Source organism: Mesorhizobium sp. CU3 (assembly GCF_006442965.1).
Taxonomy (GTDB): Bacteria; Pseudomonadota; Alphaproteobacteria; order Rhizobiales; family Rhizobiaceae; genus Mesorhizobium.
This window is the reverse complement of sequence record NZ_VFWX01000001.1, coordinates 136,157-148,364: the sequence shown is the minus strand read 5'-3', so window position 1 is coordinate 148,364 and position 12,208 is coordinate 136,157. Positions and strand designations below refer to the sequence as shown.

Genomic DNA, 12,208 nt, shown 5'->3' with positions numbered 1-12,208 from the left:
TCGCAACCGGTCCATACGGCCTTGCGGCCCGACGGTCCTTTAGCGACTTGTTTAACGTGGCTGCAAGCCGACCGGCCAAATCACCACGGGATAACGACCCTTTAAATGAGCGCCGCGCTTGCGTCAATTGCCGGCTTCATTAAGAGGTTTGTACCAGCGGCCCAGGAGCGGAGCTTTGCGGCACACAGGCATTCTTCCCGATCAGGATATTTCCGCGCTGTTCCAGTCCGGCGCGCTGAAGTCGCCGCGCGTGCTGGATGCCGACCAGATCCAGCCGGCCAGCCTCGATCTCAGGCTTGGCGACAAGGCCTATCGCGTGCGCGCCTCCTTCCTGCCCGGGCCCGATCATCTCGTCGCCGACAAGCTCGACCGGCTGAAGCTGCACGAGGTCAATCTCGCCGAGGGCGCGGTGCTGGAAACGGGCTGCGTCTACATCGTGCCGCTGCTCGAAAGCCTGGCGCTGCCCGCCAACGTGTCGGCTTCCGCCAATCCGAAGAGCTCGACCGGGCGTTTGGACATCTTCACCCGCGTCATGACCGACCGCGGTCACGAGTTCGACAAGATCGCCGCCGGCTATCACGGGCCGCTCTATCTCGAAGTCAGCCCGCGCACCTTCCCGATCGTGGTGCGCGCCGGCTCGCGCCTGTCGCAGATCCGCTTCCGCACCGGCCAGGCCGTGCTGTCGGAAAACGAACTGCGCGATCTCCACCGCGCCGAGATGCTGGTCGCCACCGAGCCGCCCAACATTTCCGGCGGGGGCATCGCGCTGTCGATCGACCTCGATGGCGACAAGGACGGCCTGATCGGCTATCGCGGCAAGCACCACACCGGCCTCGTCGATGTCGACAAGCGCGCCGCGCAGGATGTCGTCGACTTCTGGGAGCCGCTTTATAAGAGCGGCGCCGGCGAATTGGTGCTCGATCCCGACGAATTCTACATCCTGGTCAGCCGCGAAGCGGTGCATGTGCCGCCGCTCTATGCCGCCGAGATGACGCCCTTCGATCCGCTGGTCGGCGAGTTCCGCGTCCACTATGCCGGCTTCTTTGACCCGGGCTTCGGCCACTCCGCCGCCGGCGGCAGCGGCAGCCGCGCCGTGCTCGAAGTGCGCAGCCACGAGGTGCCCTTCATCCTCGACCACGGCCAGATCGTCGGCCGCCTGGTCTACGAGCACATGCTGAAACGCCCGCAGGCGCTTTATGGCTCGGATCTCGGCTCGAACTATCAGGCGCAGGGCCTAAAACTCTCCAAGCATTTTAGAGCAGCGCGCTGATCCTCGTTTGGCGTTAGCCACGAAAGAGATATTCCTTCGCCGCGCCAAGGCAGACGTGGAAATCGCTGATGAAGACCAGCTCGCGCACGGTCAGGCGTTTCCTGCCCCAAAAGCCTTTGGTTTGTTTCTCGTTGTCCAGCGAGGCGCGTGTGCCGGACTGCAAGGGGAACAATTGCTTGTCGAGGCATCCAAAGACATAGGCGCGCGCGGAGTCGATGCCGCAGGCCTTGGCTTTATCGTTCAGCTGCCCGGCGCGCAGCGCGGATGTCATGCGATCCGCATTGCGCATCAGAAAGCTCACCTGCGTCTTCGAATAACCGGTAGCCAGAAGCCGGCCCGTCATCGCCGATCGGGCCTGGCTATAGGAGTTCGGGCTGCATTTCCCGGCACTGTAAGCCGCGGAGGACATGCAGGCGAGGACAAGCACGAAGCCCATCAACACAGTGCCGATCCGCTTCATTCATCCTCCCGGGCTTGGCGTTACCTCACAGAGCCTTCACCGCCACCTTCACCGGCTTTTCGATCTCCAGCGGATTGCGCAGCGGCAGGCCGAAATCCTGCGCCTCGATCTCGAACGTGTCGCCGGCTTCGGTCCTGATGCCGTCGGCGAAGGACAAAGTCGCGGTGCCGAACATATGCACGTGCACGTCGCCCGGCTGGCGGAAGGCCGAATATTTGAAGTGGTGGTGCTCGAGATTGGCGATGGTGTGCGACATGTTCGCTTCGCCCGACAGGAAGGGCTTTTCCCAAAGGAGCTTGCCGTCGCGCCAGATGCGCGATGCGCCGCGGATGTCAGCCGGCAGGTCGCCAATCAGGATCTCCGGGCCGAACGAGGCGTTGCGCAGCTTGGAGTGGGCGAGGAACAGATAGTTCACGCGCTCCGTTACATGGTCGGAGAACTCGTTGGACAGCGTGAAGCCGACGCGGAACGGCGCGCCGTCGTCGCCGATCACATAGATGCCGGCGATCTCAGGCTCCTCGCCGCCGTCCTGCGCGAAGGCCGGCGACATCAAGGGGGCGCCCGGCGCCACCGCCATCGTGCCGTTGCCTTTGTAAAACCATTCCGGCTGGACGCCGACCTGGCCCTTGGCCGGCTTGCCGCCTTCCAGCCCCATGCGGAACATCTTCATGGAATCGGTGAGCTGCTCCTCGCCGTCATTGAGCTTCTTGTGCATGGAATCGCGCGTCGCGGCGGAGCCGAGATGCGTGAGGCCGGTGCCGGTAAGATGCAGATGCGCCGGGTCGGGATGGTTGATCGGCGACACCAGCCGGCCCTTCTTGTAGACGGCGTCGAGATCGATCGTCTCGCCATAGCCCTTGCGCTCGATCAGTGCCTCGAGGCCTGTGCCGGTGCGCGCGGCTTCCATGGCCAGCGAATAGACGCTGCGCGCGCCGTTGATGATCCTGGTCTTGCCGCCGCCATTGCGGGCAACGACGCGGATCGTCTCGGCGTCATCGAGGATCTGGGAGATCAGCATGTCGAACCCTCTCTCATTTTACCGGCCGCCCGCGGGCAAGCCTTGACCGGCGCGGCGTGGATCGATCCCCGCCGCGGTTGAAACTCTTCGTCCGGATTGCGCTCGCGAGCCTGGTCCTTGCCTGGACTTCTTGGCGCCGACGGGTTGCCGGCAGCGTCGCGATCTAGAACCCGTATGCCTCCTGAACCTCGCTCCCGGCGCCTAGCTGGAGCATGATCTTTTCCGAAAACCGGTTCCCACTTTTCGGGACCATGCCCTAGGCCTTGTTCTTGTTGTAGACGTCGAAGATGACGGCGCCGAGCAGCACCAGGCCTTTCACAACCTGCTGCCAATCGACGTTGACGCCCATGATCGACATGCCGTTGTTCATCACGCCCATGATGAAGCCACCGACCACGGCGCCGATGACCTGGCCGACGCCGCCCATCGCCGAGGCGCCGCCGATGAAGACGGCGGCGATGACGTCGAGCTCCGAGCCCAGCCCGGCGGCCGGCACGGCCTGGCCGAGGCGCGCCGCGATGATCAGCCCGCCAAGCGCCGAGAGCACGCCCATATTGATGAACACCCACAGCGTCAGCCGTTCGGTGTTGATGCCCGACAGCTGCGCCGCCTTGGCGTTGCCGCCCATGGCATAGATGCGGCGGCCGATGGTCATGCGCTTGGTGACGAAGACGAACAGCGAGATCAGCACGCCCATGACCAGCAGCACGACCGGCAGGCCGCGGTAGCTGGCGAACTGGAAGACCAGGAACAGCGCCAGCGCGCTGCCGACCAGCGTCTTGATGACGAACAGCACGAAGGGCTCGGCCTCGTAGCCATGCTGTTCGCGCTTGCGACGCGTCCTGAAGCCGAAATAGGCATAGGCGAGCACCGCGACGAGGCCGAGCACGATGGTCGTCATGTGCAGCGTTAAGCCGCTGCCGAGAATGGTCTTGCCGGCGGCATTCACGGTCGGCGGGATCAGCGTCAGCGGCCCGATCACATCCGGGATGAAGCCCGAGCTCAGCGCCTTGAAGCTGTCGGGCAGCGGGCCGACCGACGAGCCGCCGCCGAGCAGCGCCTGGCAGATGCCGCGGAAGATCAGCATGCCGGCGAGCGTCACGATAAAGCTCGGTATCTTGTGATAGGCGATCCAGTAGCCTTGCGCCGCGCCGATGAGCGCCCCGACGATCAGGCAGATGATCGAGACCACCAGCGGATTGGAGAATATGCCGAGCGGCCAGATCACCATCATCATCGCCGCCAGCGCGCCGATGAAGCCCGCGACCGAGCCGACGCTGAGGTCGATATAGCCGGAGACGATGACCAGCAGCATGCCCAGCGCCATCACGATGATGAACGAGTTCTGCTGCACCAGGTTCGACAGGTTGACCGGTTTGAACAGCGTGCCCGACGTCGTGTACTGGAAGAACAGCATGATCACGATCAGCGCGATGATCAGGCCGTATTCGCGCAGGTTCGTCGTCAGCGCCGAGACGGCGATGCGCGGACCCTGCTGCTTGACGTCCTCGGCAGCGCCGCTTTGCGGTGCGGGAGCGCTGTCTGTGCTCATGATGCTTTTCCTTCTCCCCGAACGATGGCGCGCATGATCTTCTCCTGGCTGGCGTCACTCGCCGCCATCTCGCCGACGATGCGCCCTTCGTTCATGACATAGATGCGGTCGGTGATGCCGAGCAGTTCCGGCATTTCCGACGAGATGACGATAACCGCCTTACCTTCGGCAGCGAGCCGGGCGATGATCGTATAGATTTCGTATTTGGCGCCGACATCGATGCCGCGCGTCGGCTCGTCGAGGATCAAGACTTCCGGATCGGCGAACAGCCATTTCGACAGCACCACCTTCTGCTGGTTGCCGCCCGACAGATTGCCGGTCAGCTGGTAGACGCTGGAGGCGCGGATGTTGGTCTTCTTGCGATAGTCGTTGGCGACGCTCATCTCGCGCATGTCGTCGATGACGCCGTGGCTGGAAACGCCGCCGAGATTGGCGAGCGTCACATTGTGCTTGATGTGGTCGATCAGGTTGAGGCCGTAGGTCTTGCGGTCCTCGGTGACATAGGCGATGCGGTTTTCCACCGCCTTGCTCACCGTCGAAAGATCGAGCGGCTTGCCTCTCAGCAGCACTTCGCCGCTGATGCGCCGGCCATAGGAGCGGCCGAAAAGGCTCATCGCGAACTCGGTGCGGCCGGCGCCCATCAGCCCGGCGATGCCGACCACCTCGCCCTTGCGCACATTGAGGCTGATGTTCTTGATCACCTGCCGCTCGGCATGGATCGGGTGGTAGACCGACCAGTTCTTCACTTCCAGCACGACGTCGCCGATCTGCGGCTCGCGCGGCGGATAGCGGTCGTCGAGCGAGCGGCCGACCATCGAGGTGATGATGCGGTCTTCCGAAATGTCCTTGCGCGGCAAGGTCTCGATGGTGCGTCCGTCGCGGATCACCGTCACCTTGTCGGCGACGCGGTTCACCTCGTTCAGCTTGTGCGAGATCAGGATCGAGGTCATGCCCTGGCGCTTGAACTCGAGCAGGAGGTCGAGCAGCGCCTGGCTGTCCTTCTCGCTGAGCGAGGCCGTCGGCTCGTCGAGGATCAGCAGCTTCACTTCCTTGCTGAGCGCCTTGGCGATCTCGACCAGTTGCTGCTTGCCGACGCCGATGTTGGTGATCAGCGTCTTGGGGTCTTCCTTCAGCCCGACCTTCTTGAGCAGGGTAGCCGTTCGCGTCTCGTTGGCATTCCAGTCGATGACGCCGTAGCTGGCATGCTCGTTGCCGAGGAAGATGTTTTCCGCAATCGACAGCATCGGCACCAGGGCAAGCTCCTGATGGATGATGACGATGCCGATATGCTCGCTGTCGTGGATGCCCTTGAAGTGGCATTCCTGGCCGCGGAAGACGATCTGGCCTTCATAGGTGCCGGCCGGATAGACGCCCGACAGCACCTTCATCAGCGTCGACTTGCCGGCGCCGTTCTCGCCGACGATGGCGTGGATCTCGCCTTCCTCGACGCTGAGGTTGACGTTCGACAACGCCTTCACGCCGGGAAACGTCTTGGTGATGTCGCGCATCTCCAAAATCGTCGAGGCCATCGGGTTCCGCTCCCTGGCGCATGGCTCCCAAATCGGCATCGATTCCGGGAAATGCTCATGCGCGAAATCAACATACTGCGGCGGTTTTCGCGTTCTTCAATCGACGCGTGGCGCTGCAGAAGCCGGCAAAACAATACCGGGCTCGCTACCGAACGAAAAGGGGTCCTGCGTTGCGCAGGACCCCTTCCTTTAAGACTGGATTACTTCAGGTCTTCGGCCTTGATGTAACCGGAGTCGACGACCAGCTTCTGGTAGTTCGACTTGTCGACCTCATGCGGCGTCAAAAGGATCGAGGGAACGACCTTGACGTCGTTGTTGTAGGTCTTGGTGTCGAGGCCGTCCGGCTTGCCGCCGGAGAGCACCTTGTCGACCAGCTCGACGGTGGCCTTGGCCAGGTCGCGCGTGTCCTTGAACACAGTCGAGTACTGCTCGCCCGAGATGATCAGCTTGACCGAGGCGGTCTCGGCGTCCTGACCGGTTACGATCGGCCAGGGCTGAGCGTCGGTGCCGTAACCGACGGCGCGCAGCGAGGCGGTGATGCCGCGCGACAGGCCGTCATAGGGCGACAGAACGCCGTCGACGCGGCTGCCGTCCGAGTAGTTGGCCGACAGAAGGTTGTCCATGCGGGCCTGCGCAGTGGCGGCGAGCCAGCGCAGCGTGCCGACCTTGTCCATGCCCATCTGGCCGGACTTGATCTTGATCGAGCCGTCGTCGATCAGCGGCTGCAGCACCGACATGGCGCCGTTGTAGAAGAAGAAGGCGTTGTTGTCGTCCGGCGAGCCGCCGAACAGTTCGACGTTCCACGGCTTGGTGTTCGGGAAGCGCTCCTTGAGCCCCTTGACCAGCGAATTCGCCTGGATAACGCCGACGCCGAAATTGTCGAAGGTGGTGTAGTAGTCGACATTGCCGGTCTTCTTGATCAGGCGGTCATAGGCGACGACGACGACGCCGGCGTCATTGGCCTTCTGCAGCGCATCGGCCATGGTGGTGCCGTCGATCGAAGCGATGATCAGCGCCTTCGGGCCCTTGGTGATTTCGTTTTCCAGCTGGCTGAGCTGGTTCGGGATATCGTCCTGCGCATATTGCAGGTCGACGGTGTAGCCGAGCTTCTCGAGCTGGGACTTGACGGCGTCGCCGTCGTTAATCCAGCGCTGCGAGGTCTTGGTCGGCATCAGCACGCCGATGAGGCCCTTGTCGGCGGCATGCGCCGAATAGGACATGGCGGCGATGCCAAGGGCCGCCACGGCGGCCAGCGTCTTGATGATTTTCACATTACTCTCCCTGGTTGATGGACGCGACACCTCGGGGCTTCGCGGGCCGCGCGGTCGAGCAGAAGCGCTGGCGCGCTGCTGTCGACCTTATCGATCTCCGGTATCCTCCCAATCGGCCCCACGACGCAGTTTCAATCGATACGATTTTACTCGTAGTCGACCCCTGCGCCTTGGAACGGGCGAAGGGTGGGTCGCTTTGACATAACTGTCAAATGCGATCTTTGCTGGTTGCTATACCGAAGCTGATATAGTTTACGATACGAAAACAGGCTGGCGGAGCGGGCTCGAAATCATGGCGGCATTGCGTGATCCTGAAGCGATTTCAGGCGGTTACGAAAAACTTCCGGGCGACGGCGAAACACTGCTGCGCAGCGGCCTCAGCCTGCGCCATATGCGTATGATCGCCGCTCTCGACGATCACGGACGGGTGAGCGCGGCGGCGCAGGTCATGAACATCTCGCAGCCGGCCGCCTCGCGCATGATCGCCGAGATGGAGGCGGTGCTCGACGTGAAGTTGTGCGAGCGCCTGCCGCGCGGCGTAACACTCAACCCTTACGGCCAGGCGCTCGCCAGGCGCGCCCGCTCGATCCTGCTCGAGATGCGCGAGGCCGACCGCGAGATTTCCGAGCTGAAGGCCGGCAAGGGCGGCTCGGTCTTCCTCGGCTCGGTCACGGCGCCGGCGATCGAGCTGGCGGTGCCGGCGATCCGCGAAATACGTCGCATCTATCCGCGCATCGAGATCAACATGCAGGTCGAGACCTCGAACGTGCTTGCCCGCGAGCTGATCGCGTCGCGTCACGATTTCATCATCGCCCGCATCCCCGACGACCTCAATCCGCGGCTGTTCGAATCGCGCGTCATCGGCGTCGAAAAAGCCTGCCTCATCGTGCGTCGCGGCCATCCGCTGGCGAGCGGCAAGGCGGTCGGGCTGGAAGACACCGCGGCCTATGACTGGGTCTTCCAGTCCGGCGGCTCGCCGCTGCGCCAGGCGATGGAAAGCAATTTTCTGAACCGCAACATCCCGCTGCCGGACCGTATCCTCAACACGTCCTCGCTGCTTTTGACCCTGGTGATGGTGGCGCAGTCGGACGCCATCGCGCCGGTTTCGATCCAGGTGGCGAAGTTCATTCAGGGTCCCGACGGCCTGGCCGGCGCCATCGACGTGGTGCAGACCGAGTTCGACATCGAGGTGCGGCCTTACAGTTTGATAACCATAAAGAACCGTGTCCTCTCCCCGGCAGCCAAAATGCTGCACGACTTCATCTTGCGCGAAGTGGGGTAATGGAACGAGAATGCTACTTGTACGTTCAAACCGATCGGCGGCTCGCTGGAGCCTGTTGCGGGTGAGGGAAGAGCCGCCGATGCTCAACAGCTCGGGAGGTTTTGATGGAACGTCGGTTATTTCTGACTGGAATGCTTGGCGTTGCGGGGGCAGCCGCACTTGCAAGCCTGGCCGGGCCTGGCAAGGCCGTTGCCGGAATTCCCGCCGGCAACGGAATCCTGGACGAGCTCGACAAGCCTGACAATGCGGTCTTCGATGGCGACGAACCGGCCGAAGTCGAGCAGGTCTCTCATTACCACGGACATTGGCGCCGTCGGCGTCGCCGTCGCCGTGGCTGGAGGCGTGTGTGCCGTCGTTACTGGCGTCATGGCCGCTGGCACCGCCGCTGCTGGCGCGAGCGCTTCTGGATCAACATCTGGCTGTAAATAAAGCATTTTCTACATCGGGTCTTGCGAGGCGCAAGACCCGATGCATGAGATCAGTTTTTCGCCTTCGGGATGTCGCATCCGGCGCCGGCGGCATATCTGGCGATCTCTTTGCCCCTAAAATTCGACAGGATCTGTATCGCTTCCCAGGGATAGACGGGGCGGGAAAGCTATACCGTCAAACTTTTGTAGCGTTTCGAGAGTGCCGTTTCGTTTCAGCGCAAGCAGATGTTGCCTGCGTGCAGGGTCCATGTGGACCGTGGTTGAATAGCAGCTTTCGTGAAGCCAATTGTCGATGCGCTCGGAAAGAGCGTCGTCGATAGTTATATCGTCCGCAATGGGCAATCGCTCATGACTGGCCGCGCAAAGGTCGACGTCATTGAGATATCGATAGAGACGTCCCCAATTCAACCCGCCCGTGTCGAAACCATCAAGCCAGTCCTTGCCAAAATTGAGCCGGTCAGTCGTCAGCTTGCCGAGATGGAAAAAGGCGAAGCCGGGCCACAAATACCACCGCCCATCAGGTGCTGTTCTTACCGCCCCGGCCACGATGGCACGCTCCAGCAGGCGAAATGGGTCAGCCTTCTCCGTAGGGAATATATCATGATCGAGAAATCCGACCATAGAAGGACGATTTGCAAGAACAATGTTTGCCCAGGCCCAGTTAAGGGCGAAGCCATGCGATTTGCTTCCGTCGACTTTTCGCCCGGCCCACGGGTTGGACGGGAGCGGGACGTAGGTCACACCGGCCGACGCGCAGATATCGCGGATGGCGGCCCTTGCTGTCGGATCGGTAGAGTTGTCAGCGATGAGGTGGACGGCGCCGGGAACATTGATTGCGACAAGCTTGGTCTGCCAGTCGATAACCTCGACGTCGTTGAAGCTGATCGTGATCAGGGCTTTCCGGTCGCGGATAGCAGGAAGAAGCACCGGACGGGCGTTCCTGGCCAATGAGATCCGCTCCCTGACTTGATAGCGAGCATGGTTCTTGCGATCGACCAACGGCCGTAGTCTGAACCATTCGCGGACGGTGTATTTCGATAAAGCGCGCGGCATGTTTCGCCTTTTATCCATCCGCGGCCAATCCAACAACCGCAAGCTGCGATCGGCTCAAAGCCGTCGACGCGCAGGATGCGATGTCAACCGCAGCATTGCCGAAAACCGAAGCTCAGAATTTCGCCGTAGGCTGGAGCGGGTAGCGGGAATCGAACCCGCGCGTTCAGCTTGGGAAGCTGACAGGCTACCATTACATCATACCCGCGCGAACCCTCGTTACCATGATGGCGCGCCCTCAAGCAATCGGCAAAGCCGGGCGGTGATCTGCGTGGCCTCCGCAGGTCGATATCCACGCCCTGAAGCGACCGCCCCGCATTGTGACAGTCTCGGAGCGCGGAAATGCCGGCCAATCGCAAGGCGGTCGCGATTCGGAGCCTGAACTGAGGCAGGGGCGGATGGTTTCAACGAAACGTCATGCCGATCCAATCGTCACTTCGCCGTCGCAACCGCATCGGTGGCGGTAAAACGCGGCCAATATTTGGAAATTGCCAGCTCTGCCCCCGCGGTCGAGAAATGACCATAGTCGAAGTAGAGGAACTTGCCGCTGCCGGCATCGGCGTAGGAACAGCCCTTGGCGTCGCACAGGAACGCCAGCGGATCGATGAACGTTGCGCCTTTGGTGAACAAAATGACCCGTTCGTTGATCTTGGGGTCCATGGCCATGGGCCAGGATGTATGTTCGACGTTCCCGCGCCTGGCGAAGAAGGCGATCTTCTGAACGTCGGCTATGAATTCCGGAGATTGCCCGATCACATAGACCCGCACACCCAACTCGCGAAGGCGGTCGATCGTCTTCTGCAGACCGTCGAAGCCTCTGACCTCGTAGTCGGTCCATCGGCCGCTCAGGATCACCGATTTGATTCCCGCATCGTGGATGAGTTGCAAGGCCCGCTCGTTGAAGCGCGTGCAATTGGGGCGGGCATAGGAAAAGTAGGTGAGATCCGGGGGACAGCCCGCATAGGTGTATTCAATGACGTTCGCCTGGATCCTGCCTATGTTGGCATCGAGCCCGGAAACATAGTGCGCGGCAAACGAATCCCCCCACAGCAAGACATTGGTGGCAAAGCCATGCGTGCGGGTGCAATCGGCCAGATTCCAATCCTCTATCCGGCTCGCGCCCTCGTTGAAACAAACGCCATTGCGCCAGTCGCCGACGCTGATGCGCTGCTGCCGGAAGTCCGGGAATCGATGCGCAAAGCCGTTGCCCATGGCTCCGGCCAGGCCGAAAGCACAAGCCAGGGCAATCGCTGCGCCCGAAAAGGCGAAGATCGGCAGCGGAGCGGTGAACGATCGCTTCTGTCGAAAGGGCTGTTCGACATATTTCCAGGAGAATGCCGCCAGCACGATGCTGGCAACCACCAGTGCGAAAGCCGTCGACGGGGCGATGGCCTGCAGCGAAAGATAGTGGGCAAACGAATTGATCGGCCAGTGAACGAGATAGAGCGAGTATGAAATCAGGCCGATCCAGACGAGCGGGCCAACTTGGAGTATGCGTGTGGCAAGGGTAGCCCGCCTCGTAGTCGCTTGTCTCGTCGCCGCCGGCTGCCCTGCGTAGATCAGAAGGGCGGTTCCTAGGCACGGAAACAAAGCATTGTAGCCCGGGAATGGATCGCTCTCGGATAGCCCGAGGAATCCGAAGGCGATCAAACCGAAGCCGGCCAGGCCGACCAGTTCCATCGCCCATGCGTTGTTCAGGGCTGGCGGTTTCTTCAGCATGAGCACGGCGCCCAGCATGAGTTCCCACAACCGTGTCGGCAGCAGGTAGAAGCCCGCGGTCGGCGCCATCGATGTCGCCAACACCGCCAGCACGAAGCTGGCAAGCATGATCGGCACCAGCACCGTCAACCATCGCTTCGAGAAATAGCGATGGATCAGGAACACCAGGATCGGGAAGAAGATATAGTACTGCTCTTCGACCGAGAGCGACCACGTATGCAGGAGGGGTCGCAGTTCTGCGTCGATGGAGAAGTAGTTTGTCGTTTTCCAGAAATAGATGTTCGACCAGAACGTCGAGGCCGCTATCACGCTCAGGCTGAAATCATCGAAGTCCGACGGCAGCAGGATGAACCAGGCAGCGATGCATGTGAGGAGCACGACAAAGAACAGCGCCGGCAGGATGCGCCGGCAACGGCGCCAGTAGAACCTGGCGATCGAAAACTCGCCCCGCTCGATATCGTCCAACAGGCTTCCCGTGATCAGGTAGCCCGATATGACGAAGAAGATATCCACGCCGGTAAAGCCGCCCGGCAGGGCCGACACGCCAAAGTGAAAGAGCACGACCGGAAGAACGGCGACAGCCCTGAGGCCGTCGATGTCACGCCTGTAATTCATTCCAATAAACTCAC

General features: G+C 61.7%; 10 protein-coding genes, 1 tRNA gene and 1 riboswitch. Of the genes, 3 read left to right on the top strand and 8 right to left on the bottom strand.

Going from position 1 to position 12,208, the window contains the following annotated elements; all coding sequences use genetic code 11:
• Window positions 1-19: 19 nt before the first annotated feature.
• Window positions 20-97: riboswitch (SAM riboswitch) on the bottom strand.
• A gap of 78 nt (window positions 98-175) precedes the next feature.
• Window positions 176-1,270 carry a 2'-deoxycytidine 5'-triphosphate deaminase gene (locus FJ988_RS00730; RefSeq protein WP_140814766.1) on the top strand — a complete coding sequence of 365 codons (1,095 nt, stop codon included), beginning with the start codon at window positions 176-178 and terminating at the stop codon, window positions 1,268-1,270.
• Between the two features lie 13 nt (window positions 1,271-1,283).
• Here FJ988_RS00730 and FJ988_RS00725 read toward each other — a convergent pair whose 3' ends face one another.
• The 5 genes from FJ988_RS00725 to chvE all read right to left on the bottom strand — a co-directional run bounded on the left by FJ988_RS00725 (window position 1,284) and on the right by chvE (window position 7,100).
• Window positions 1,284-1,730 carry a hypothetical protein gene (locus FJ988_RS00725; protein ID WP_140814764.1) on the bottom strand — a complete coding sequence of 149 codons (447 nt, stop codon included), beginning with the start codon at window positions 1,728-1,730 and terminating at the stop codon, window positions 1,284-1,286.
• A 25-nt stretch (window positions 1,731-1,755) separates the two neighbouring features.
• On the bottom strand, window positions 1,756-2,748 hold the full coding sequence (gene araD1 / locus FJ988_RS00720; RefSeq protein ID WP_140814763.1) for an AraD1 family protein: 993 nt from the start codon (window positions 2,746-2,748) through the stop codon (window positions 1,756-1,758).
• 256 nt (window positions 2,749-3,004) lie between these two features.
• Entirely contained in the window at window positions 3,005-4,300 is a 1,296-nt protein-coding gene (gene mmsB / locus FJ988_RS00715; RefSeq protein WP_140814761.1) for a multiple monosaccharide ABC transporter permease, read from the bottom strand.
• Window positions 4,297-5,829, bottom strand: a complete 1,533-nt coding sequence (mmsA, locus tag FJ988_RS00710; RefSeq protein ID WP_140814760.1) for a multiple monosaccharide ABC transporter ATP-binding protein — start codon at window positions 5,827-5,829, stop codon at window positions 4,297-4,299. The genes mmsB and mmsA overlap by 4 nt, the downstream gene beginning before the upstream one ends.
• Window positions 5,830-6,029: 200 nt before the next feature.
• Complete coding sequence (gene chvE, locus FJ988_RS00705; protein WP_140814758.1) at window positions 6,030-7,100, bottom strand: multiple monosaccharide ABC transporter substrate-binding protein; 1,071 nt, start codon at window positions 7,098-7,100, stop codon at window positions 6,030-6,032.
• 292 nt (window positions 7,101-7,392) lie between these two features.
• Here chvE and FJ988_RS00700 point away from each other — a divergent pair, with 292 nt between their 5' ends.
• Window positions 7,393-8,382: a LysR family transcriptional regulator gene (locus FJ988_RS00700; protein ID WP_140814756.1), complete on the top strand. Its 990-nt coding sequence runs from the start codon at window positions 7,393-7,395 to the stop codon at window positions 8,380-8,382.
• Between the two features lie 104 nt (window positions 8,383-8,486).
• A complete protein-coding gene (locus tag FJ988_RS00695; RefSeq protein WP_140814754.1) occupies window positions 8,487-8,807 on the top strand; it encodes a protamine-2 (modular protein) in 321 nt (106 codons plus the stop codon).
• Window positions 8,808-8,924: 117 nt separating this feature from the next.
• On the opposite strand, the gene FJ988_RS00690 is transcribed toward FJ988_RS00695, so the two are convergent.
• From FJ988_RS00690 to FJ988_RS00680, 3 genes are all read right to left on the bottom strand, one after another.
• Window positions 8,925-9,881, bottom strand: a complete 957-nt coding sequence (locus FJ988_RS00690; protein WP_140814752.1) for a hypothetical protein — start codon at window positions 9,879-9,881, stop codon at window positions 8,925-8,927.
• A 113-nt stretch (window positions 9,882-9,994) separates the two neighbouring features.
• Window positions 9,995-10,068: transfer RNA gene (locus FJ988_RS00685), tRNA-Gly, on the bottom strand.
• A gap of 224 nt (window positions 10,069-10,292) precedes the next feature.
• Window positions 10,293-12,194: an acyltransferase family protein gene (locus tag FJ988_RS00680; RefSeq protein ID WP_140814750.1), complete on the bottom strand. Its 1,902-nt coding sequence runs from the start codon at window positions 12,192-12,194 to the stop codon at window positions 10,293-10,295.
• Between the last annotated feature and the right edge of the window lie 14 nt (window positions 12,195-12,208).

Excerpts from the sequence above, each read along its gene's own strand:
- FJ988_RS00700 (WP_140814756.1), top strand. The coding sequence starts at position 7,393 with ATGGCGGCATTGCGTGATCCTGAAGCGATTTCAGGCGGTTACGAAAAA.
- FJ988_RS00680 (WP_140814750.1), bottom strand. The coding sequence starts at position 12,194 with ATGAATTACAGGCGTGACATCGACGGCCTCAGGGCTGTCGCCGTTCTT.
- FJ988_RS00690 (WP_140814752.1), bottom strand. The coding sequence starts at position 9,881 with ATGGATAAAAGGCGAAACATGCCGCGCGCTTTATCGAAATACACCGTC.
- mmsA (WP_140814760.1), bottom strand. The coding sequence starts at position 5,829 with ATGGCCTCGACGATTTTGGAGATGCGCGACATCACCAAGACGTTTCCC.
- mmsB (WP_140814761.1), bottom strand. The coding sequence starts at position 4,300 with ATGAGCACAGACAGCGCTCCCGCACCGCAAAGCGGCGCTGCCGAGGAC.
- FJ988_RS00695 (WP_140814754.1), top strand. The coding sequence starts at position 8,487 with ATGGAACGTCGGTTATTTCTGACTGGAATGCTTGGCGTTGCGGGGGCA.
- araD1 (WP_140814763.1), bottom strand. The coding sequence starts at position 2,748 with ATGCTGATCTCCCAGATCCTCGATGACGCCGAGACGATCCGCGTCGTT.
- FJ988_RS00725 (WP_140814764.1), bottom strand. The coding sequence starts at position 1,730 with ATGAAGCGGATCGGCACTGTGTTGATGGGCTTCGTGCTTGTCCTCGCC.